Here is a 7,278-nt window from a genome sequence, read left to right on the forward strand (position 1 = left end):
GTCAGGAGCCGGCGAGGACCGCGCCGAGGATCGTCGCGGCCTCGGGGAAACGGGACGGGTCGGCGCTCGCGTAGTTGAGCCGCAGGTAGGAACCGGAGGGCTCCGCGGGGAACCACTCGGTCCCCGGCGCGATGACGAGGCCGCGCGCCGCGCACTCCCGGACGACGGCTGCGGCGTCGGTGCCGTCGGGCAGCCGGAGCCAGAGGTTCAGCCCGCCCACCGGCACGGCCTCCACCAGCGCGGTCGGCGCCTGGGCGGTCAGGCACGACAGCAGGAGGTCGCGTCGGGAGCGCAGCTGCTCCCGGAAGCCGCGGAGGTGTGTGCGCCAGGCCGGCTGCGTCACCACGTCGAGGGCGGCGGCCTGCAGGAGGCCGCTGACGTACATCGACTCCGCCGCGCGATCGGCGAGGATGCGATCCCGGGCGGGACCGCGCGCGATCACCGCCGCCACCCGCAGGGACGGCGACACGCTCTTCGTCAGCGAGCGCAGGTACACCACATGGCCGTCGTGGTCGGAGGCGGCAACGGGGCGCGGGTCGGCGTCGATGCCGAGGTCGTGCGCCCAGTCGTCCTCGATGAGGAAGGCGCCGTGGCGACGGACCGCGTCGAGCACGGCCTCCCCGGTCGCCGCCGGCCACTGCGCGCCGGTGGGGTTCGCGAACGTGGGCTGCGCGTAGAACGCCCGGGCTCCGGTCTCGGCGAGCGCCCTGTCGACCGCGTCCGGATCCGGGCCCTGCGGCCCGGAGGGGACGGGAACGAGCACGACCCCCGCCTGCTCCGCCGCGAGCAGGGCGCCCCAGTAGGTCGGCGACTCGATGAGCAGCGGCCGGCCGACGCCGACGACCGCCCGGAAGATCGAGCTCAGCCCGCTCTGGCTTCCGGAGATGACGACGGCGTCGCGGGCGGTCGGCACCGTGATCCCCGCCGGGGCCGCGGCGGCCAGTTCCGCCGCGAACCACTCCTGCAGCCCGGGCTCGCCGGCTGCGGGCGAGCGGGTGAGGGCGGACGCGGTCCGGGAGGCGCGGACGAGGGCCTGCCGGACGAGCCGCTCGGGGAGGAGGTCCGGAGCCGGATACCCGGAGTGCAGCCCGATCGCGTCCGGCGAGGTCGGGCGCTGCGCCGAGGAGAGGCCGTCCAGGCGTACGGCGGCGGCCCCCAGCGCTCCGGACTGCCAGCCGTAGTCCGCCGGCAGGACCGTGCGCGCCGCGCGGACGAACGTGCCGACGCCGGGTCGCGCGTCCACGAGCCCGAGGCGGACGAGCTGCTGCACAGCCTTCTGCACGGTCACGGGGCTCGCCGCGTACTCGGCCGTCAGCGCGCGGTTGGAGGGGAGGCGGGCGCCGGGAGCGACGGCGGCGATCCACGCCCGCAGGCCGGCCACGATGCGCGCGGTGCTATCCTGACTCATGAAAGAACACAGTAGCGTTATCCGTCCGAACGGAACACTGCTATCCCGCGCCGCCGGTCCCGGTTGGGGGCTGCTGGGCGTCGTCGCCTTCTCGTTCACGCTCCCCTTCACGCGGATCGCGCTCGGCGGCGGACTCTCGCCGCTGTTCATCGGCTCCGCGCGCGCGGTCGTCGCCGCCGTGCTCGCCGCGGTCGTCCTCCTCGTCACGCGTCAACAGCCGCCGAGCCCGATCCAGTGGGCACGACTCGCGATCGTCGCCCTCGGTGTGGTCGCCGGCTTCCCGCTGCTGACCTCGTTCGCGATGACCACGACGCCGGCGAGCCACGGCGCGGTGGTGATCGGCCTCCTCCCCGCCGCGACCGCCGTGGCCGTCGTGCTGCGCACCCGCGAGCGCCCGTCCGCCTCGTTCTGGGTGTTCGCGCTTCTCGGGTCCGCGGCGGCCCTCGTCTTCGCGACGGTGCAGAACGGCACGCCCGGCGCCCTCCGCCCCGCCGACCTCCAGCTGTTCGGCGCCGTGATCGCGGCGGCCGTCGGCTACGCGGAGGGCGGCCTGCTCGCGCGCGAGCTCGGCGCCTGGCAGACGATCTCCTGGGCCCTGGTGCTCGCAGCTCCCGTCATGCTCGCGGTGGCCGTGGCCGCCGGGGTCGCCGCCCCGCCCATCGCCAGCCCCACCGCGTGGCTCGCATTCGCCTACCTGGCCGCGGTCAGCATGTTCCTCGGATTCTTCGCCTGGTACCGCGGCCTCGCCATCGGCCCGATGGCGCAGGTGAGTCAGATCCAGCTCGTCCAGCCCGTCATGGGCATCACCTGGGCCGCCTTCCTCTTCCATGAGGACGTCGGTGTGGCCACGGTGCTCGGCGGGCTCGCCGTCGTCGTGTGCGCCGGGCTCGCCGTGCGCACCCGCAGCTCTCGTCCCACCCCCACCCCCACCCGACAGGAGGCGCCGTGCGTCACACCCCCCGCTACCTCATGACCGACCCCGACGAGGTCAAGCGCCTCATCCGCGCCCACCCGTGGGCGACGTTCGTCTCGCCGACCTCCGCCGGACTCGTCGCCTCGCACTACCCGGTACTGCTCGAGGAGGGCGAGGACGACATCGTGCTCGTGAGCCACTTCGGGCGTCCGGACGACGAGCTGCACGAGCTCGGTCGACACGAGGTCCTGGTGATCATCCAGGGGCCGCACGACTACGTGTCCTCGAGCCTCTATGCACCCGGTGACCTCGTCCCGACGTGGAACCACGTCACCGCGCACCTCTCCGGCACCCCCGAGATCCTCACCGCGGAGGAGAACTACGCCATGCTCACCCGGCTCACCGACCACTTCGAGGGTGGCCAGCCGCACGGGCGGAGCCTCGCGGAGGACGAGCCCGGCACCCGGCGGGCGGCGAAGGGCACGGTGGGCCTGCGGCTCCGGGTCACTCGGTTCGAGGCGCGTGCCAAGCTCAGCCAGAACAAGGCCCCCGAGGTGCGCGAGCGCATCGCCGCCCGGTTCGACGCGGTCCACCCCGCCCTGGCCGCCGAGATGCGTCGCGTCTGACCCCCGTTCGAATCGCGCGCTTTGCTCCATCTCGGCCGGATGTGCAGCAAAGCGAGCGATTCGAAACGGGGTCAGAGGGCCAGCGTGGCGAGGGCCACGGTGGGCACCGCGGCGACGGCCCCCCAGAGCGCGAAGCGGCCCCAGCGGATCTCGACCCCGAGCGCCGTCACGCGATGGTGCCAGAGGAGTGTCGCGAGCGAGGCCCACGGCGTGATGAGCGGACCGAGGTTCACACCGATCAGCAGGGCCATCAGGGCGACCGGGTCCCCGGCCGCCGGTTCGAGCACGAGGTAGGCCGGGAGGTTGTTGATCGCGTTCGCGCTCACAGCCCCGAGCGCCGCGAGCCGGAACAGGTCGCCGAGAGAGTCGCCGTTCGCGGTGGGCGACGTCAGGAACTCGAGCAACCCCTGCGCGTGTGCGGTCTCGACCAGCACGAACAGCGACGCGGCGAGCGCGAGCGCCTGCCACGGGACGAGCGACAGTCGCAGAGCGTGGCGGCGGCGGACGGCGAACAGCGCGATCAACGCGAGAGCCGCGACCGTGGCGGGGATCCACACGTCGGGGGTCAGGGCGAGCAGCGGCATCAGCACGACGAGGATGCCGGTGGCGCTCCAGAACAGCGTCGGATCGGCGGGGCGTCGGGGCTCGGGCGTCTCGTACGTACCGAAGACCGTGCGCCGATGCAGGACCGTGAGGATCGCGACCGGCACCAGGATCCCCACGAGCGTGGGCGCCCAGCTCAGCGCGATGAACACCCCGGGGCCTTCCCCCATCGCGGGCGCGGCGAGCAGGTTCGTGAGGTTCGAGACCGGCAGGGCGAGGGACGCGGTGTTGGCGAGCCAGACGGTGGCCAGGGCGAACGGCAGCGGGGAGACGCCGATGCTCTGCGCCAGCACGACGACCACAGGGGTGACGATCACGGCGGTCGTGTCGAGCGAGAGGAACACGGTACTCACCACGGCGAGCACGACCACCAGCGCCCACAGCACGACCACGCGGCCACGACCCCACCGCGCGAGGCGCTGCGAGACGACGTCGAACACCGCCGCATCACGGGCGAGCTCGGCGACGATCGTGATCGCGACGACGAACCCCAGCACGGGCGCGATCCGTTCCCCGAGTGCACCGGCGTCCGTGCGCGGCAGGAACCCCGTGAGCGCGCACACGAGCGCGACCGCCACGAGCCCGGCGACGATCCCCGTCCCGACGCCGATCCGCTTCCTTCTGATTCCCACCTCGTGAGCATAGGGCCGGCGCCCCCTTTCGAATCGCGCACCTGGCTGCATCGACGGCGGGTTGGGGACCAGGTGCGCGATTCGAAGGCCGTCCGTGAGCAACCCGCATGCATCCGGGGAACGGGCGTAGGGGAAACGTGAGGATCGAGGGATGCGGCGGGGCGGCGCAGTTGGATCGAGGACGTGCTCGACATCATCTACCTCGCGCTGACCCTGGCGCTGTTCGCCCTCGTGTCCCTCATCGCCAAGGCGGTGGACCGCGCATGATCGTCTTCGAGATCCTCGCCGCCGTCCTCGCCGTCGCCGCGGTCGTCTACCTCGTCGTGGCGCTCGTCGCCCCGGAGCGCTTCTGATGGACGCGACGGTCCTGTACGGCGTCCTGCAGATCACGGCCGTCGTGGTCGTGCTCGTGCTCCTCTACCGCCCCCTCGGCGACTACATCGCGCACGTCTACACCTCCGGCCGCGACCTGCGCGTCGAGCGCGGGCTCTACCGGGTGATCGGCGTCGACCCCCGCTCCGAGCAGACCTGGCGCGCCTACGCCCGCAGCGTGCTGCTGTTCTCGCTCGTCGGCCTCCTGCTCGTCTACGGGCTGCAGCGGCTCCAGGCCTTCCTCCCCGCGTCGCTCGGCCTGCCCGCCGTGCCGGAGGGACTCGCGTTCAACACCGCCGCGTCCTTCGTCGCGAACACCAACTGGCAGTCGTACTCGCCCGAGCAGACCATGGGCTACACGGTGCAGCTCGCGGGCCTCACGGTGCAGAACTTCGTCTCCGCCGCCGTCGGCCTCACCATCGCCATCGCCCTGATCCGCGGTCTCGCGCGCCGTGGCTCCGCGACGATCGGCAACTTCTGGGTCGACCTCACCCGCGGTCTGGGGCGGCTGCTGCTCCCGCTCGCCCTGATCGGCGCGGTGGCCTTGCTCGCGGGCGGCGTGATCCAGAACGTGAACGGCTTCACCGACGTCGCCACGGTCTCCGGCGGCACGCAGACGATCCCCGGCGGTCCGGTCGCGTCGCAGGAGGCCATCAAGCTGCTCGGCACCAACGGCGGCGGCTTCTTCAACGCCAACTCCGCCCACCCCTTCGAGAACCCGACCGGATGGACGAACCTCCTCGAGGTGCTGCTGATCCTGGTGATCCCGTTCGCCCTCCCCCGCACGTTCGGCCGACTGGTCGGCGACCACCGGCAGGGGTACGCGATCGTCGCGGTCATGGGCACCCTGTTCCTCGCCTCGCTCGCCGCACTCTCGGCCCTGGAGCTGGCGGGACGCGGCGCCGCGCCCGAACTCGCCGGGGCGGCGATGGAGGGCAAGGAGCAGCGCTTCGGCATCCTCGGCTCGACCCTCTTCGGCAGCGCGAGCACCCTCACCTCGACCGGGGCCGTGAACTCGATGCACGACTCGTACACCGCGCTCGGCGGCATGATGCCGATGCTCAACATGATGCTCGGCGAGGTCGCTCCGGGCGGCGTCGGCTCCGGTCTCTACGGGATGCTCGTGCTCGCGATCGTCGCGGTCTTCGTCGGCGGGCTGCTCGTCGGCCGCACCCCGGAGTGGCTCGGGAAGCGCATCGGCCCGCGGGAGATGACCCTCGCGAGCCTCTACATCCTCGTGGTCCCCGTGCTCGTCCTCGGCGGCACGGCCCTGAGCTTCGCGATCCCCGGCATCCGCGAGGACGTGGAGTCCACGAGCATCCTCAACCCGGGCGTGCACGGCATGAGCGAGGTGCTGTACGCGTTCACCTCGGCCGCGAACAACAACGGCTCCGCGTTCGCCGGGCTCACCGCGAACACCCCGTGGTTCAACACCGCCCTGGGCGTCGCGATGCTGCTCGGGCGCTTCCTCCCGATCGTGCTCGTGCTGGCCCTCGCCGGGTCGTTCGCCGCGCAGGAGCGGGTGCCGGCCACGACCGGCACGCTCCCCACCCACCGGCCGCAGTTCGTCGGCCTGCTCCTCACCGTGACCGTCGTCGTGACGGCCCTCACCTACTTCCCCGTGCTCGCACTGGGACCGCTCGCCGAAGGACTCTGACCATGACCCTCCTGACCACCCCTCCCGAACAGCAGGACGCCCCCGCGGCCCCCGCCCGTCCCCCACGCTCGTTCGGCGGCGCCCAGCTCGCGCAGGCGCTCCCTGGCGCGCTCCGGAAACTCAACCCCGCGACACTCGTGCGCAACCCCGTGATGCTCCTCGTCTGGGTCGGCGCCGCGTTCACGACCGTTCTCGCGATCGCGGAGCCCTTCCTCGGCGGACCCGCCTCCTCCGGCGGCACCCCCGTCCCGGCCGCATTCACGTGGGGCATCGCGATCTGGCTCTGGTTGACCGTGTTCTTCGCGAACGTTGCCGAGTCGGTCGCCGAGGGGCGCGGCAAGGCCCAGGCCGCGAGCCTGCGGAACACTCGCACCCAGACGATGGCGCGACGGGTGGTGGGCCCTTCGACAAGCTCAGGGACCCAAGGTGGCGGCTCAGGGACCCAAGGTGGCGGCTCAGGGACCCAAGGCCTCGGCTCAGGGACTCAAGGCGCGGAGTGGGTCGCTGAGCTTGTCGAAGCGCCGACGGAGACGGTGTCGTCGGCGGAGCTGCGGCGCGACGACCTCGTGATCGTCTCCGCGGGCGAGCTGATCCCGGGCGACGGCGACATCGTCGCGGGCATCGCCACCGTGGACGAGTCGGCCATCACCGGCGAGAGCGCCCCCGTGGTCCGCGAATCGGGCGGCGACCGCAGTGCCGTCACCGGCGGCACGCGGGTGCTGTCGGATCAGATCGTCGTGCGCATCACGTCGAAGCCCGGCGAGACGTTCGTCGACCGCATGATCGCCCTCGTCGAGGGGGCGAGCCGGCAGCGCACCCCGAACGAGATCGCCCTGAACATCCTCCTCGCGAGCCTGTCGATCGTGTTCGTCGTCGTCGTCCTCGCACTGAATCCGATCGCCTCGTACGCGGCGTCGCCGGTGAGCATCCCCGTCCTCATCGCCCTGCTCGTCTGCCTCATCCCGACCACGATCGGCGCCCTTCTCTCCGCCATCGGCATCGCGGGCATGGACCGGCTCGTGCAGCGCAACGTGCTGGCGATGTCGGGGCGGGCGGTGGAGGCCGCG

Annotated in this window: 7 protein-coding genes; 5 read left to right on the forward strand and 2 right to left on the reverse strand. The window is 72.4% G+C overall.

All coding sequences use genetic code 11. The features are described from left to right. Window position 1: 1 nt before the first annotated feature. The gene (locus AUV07_RS01045; RefSeq protein WP_062633107.1) at window positions 2–1,408 is read right to left on the reverse strand and encodes an aminotransferase-like domain-containing protein; all 1,407 of its coding nucleotides are present in this window, start codon (window positions 1,406–1,408) and stop codon (window positions 2–4) included. Here AUV07_RS01045 and AUV07_RS01050 point away from each other — a divergent pair. Together AUV07_RS01050 and AUV07_RS01055 are read left to right on the forward strand one after the other, a co-directional pair. Further along, complete coding sequence (locus AUV07_RS01050) at window positions 1,407–2,381, forward strand: DMT family transporter (protein WP_062633109.1); 975 nt, start codon at window positions 1,407–1,409, stop codon at window positions 2,379–2,381. The genes AUV07_RS01045 and AUV07_RS01050 overlap by 2 nt on opposite strands. Beyond that, the gene (locus AUV07_RS01055) at window positions 2,354–2,947 is read left to right on the forward strand and encodes an FMN-binding negative transcriptional regulator (RefSeq protein ID WP_062633111.1); all 594 of its coding nucleotides are present in this window, start codon (window positions 2,354–2,356) and stop codon (window positions 2,945–2,947) included. Before AUV07_RS01050 ends, AUV07_RS01055 begins: the two co-directional genes overlap by 28 nt. Before the next feature lie 71 nt (window positions 2,948–3,018). Here AUV07_RS01055 and AUV07_RS01060 read toward each other — a convergent pair whose 3' ends face one another. Next, the gene (locus AUV07_RS01060; RefSeq protein WP_062633368.1) at window positions 3,019–4,176 is read right to left on the reverse strand and encodes an SLC13 family permease; all 1,158 of its coding nucleotides are present in this window, start codon (window positions 4,174–4,176) and stop codon (window positions 3,019–3,021) included. Window positions 4,177–4,445: 269 nt separating this feature from the next. Here AUV07_RS01060 and AUV07_RS01065 point away from each other — a divergent pair, with 269 nt between their 5' ends. The 3 genes from AUV07_RS01065 to AUV07_RS01075 form a co-directional block, all read left to right on the forward strand. Then, a complete protein-coding gene (locus AUV07_RS01065) occupies window positions 4,446–4,535 on the forward strand; it encodes a potassium-transporting ATPase subunit F (RefSeq protein WP_036292752.1) in 90 nt (29 codons plus the stop codon). Next, window positions 4,535–6,211: a potassium-transporting ATPase subunit KdpA gene (gene kdpA, locus AUV07_RS01070; RefSeq protein ID WP_062633113.1), complete on the forward strand. Its 1,677-nt coding sequence runs from the start codon at window positions 4,535–4,537 to the stop codon at window positions 6,209–6,211. The genes AUV07_RS01065 and kdpA overlap by 1 nt, the downstream gene beginning before the upstream one ends. 2 nt (window positions 6,212–6,213) lie before the next feature. After that, window positions 6,214–7,278, forward strand: a 1,065-nt coding sequence (locus AUV07_RS01075) for a P-type ATPase (protein WP_442922868.1), incomplete at its 3' end; no start/stop codon positions are given.

It is taken from the genome of Microbacterium sp. CH1, from assembly GCF_001595495.1.
Lineage (GTDB): Bacteria > Actinomycetota > Actinomycetes > Actinomycetales > Microbacteriaceae > Microbacterium.

What these genes read in the sequence shown, in the direction of transcription:
- AUV07_RS01050 (WP_062633109.1), top strand. Translation starts at nt 1,407, where the DNA reads ATGAAAGAACACAGTAGCGTTATCCGTCCGAACGGAACACTGCTATCC.
- AUV07_RS01045 (WP_062633107.1), bottom strand. Translation starts at nt 1,408, where the DNA reads ATGAGTCAGGATAGCACCGCGCGCATCGTGGCCGGCCTGCGGGCGTGG.
- AUV07_RS01065 (WP_036292752.1), top strand. Translation starts at nt 4,446, where the DNA reads ATGATCGTCTTCGAGATCCTCGCCGCCGTCCTCGCCGTCGCCGCGGTC.
- kdpA (WP_062633113.1), top strand. Translation starts at nt 4,535, where the DNA reads ATGGACGCGACGGTCCTGTACGGCGTCCTGCAGATCACGGCCGTCGTG.